This is a genomic window from Pseudoalteromonas sp. ASV78, assembly GCF_047806705.1.
Taxonomy (GTDB): Bacteria; Pseudomonadota; Gammaproteobacteria; order Enterobacterales; family Alteromonadaceae; genus Pseudoalteromonas; species Pseudoalteromonas prydzensis_A.
On record NZ_JBLOPA010000009.1, the window covers coordinates 1 to 366 of the forward strand.

The 366-nt window shown below is 54.6% G+C and carries 1 rRNA gene; it reads left to right on the forward strand.

Annotated features, from left to right (window positions below):
* Positions 1-366 (forward strand): 16S ribosomal RNA (locus ACMVDV_RS23310); the annotation flags it as partial.

Here is a 366-nt window from a genome sequence, read left to right on the forward strand (position 1 = left end):
CTTTGCTGACGAGCGGCGGACGGGTGAGTAATGCTTGGGAATATGCCTTTTGGTGGGGGACAACAGTTGGAAACGACTGCTAATACCGCATGATGTCTACGGACCAAAGTGGGGGACCTTCGGGCCTCACGCCAAGAGATTAGCCCAAGTGGGATTAGCTAGTTGGTAAGGTAATGGCTTACCAAGGCGACGATCCCTAGCTGGTTTGAGAGGATGATCAGCCACACTGGGACTGAGACACGGCCCAGACTCCTACGGGAGGCAGCAGTGGGGAATATTGCACAATGGGCGCAAGCCTGATGCAGCCATGCCGCGTGTGTGAAGAAGGCCTTCGGGTTGTAAAGCACTTTCAGTAAGGAGGAAAGG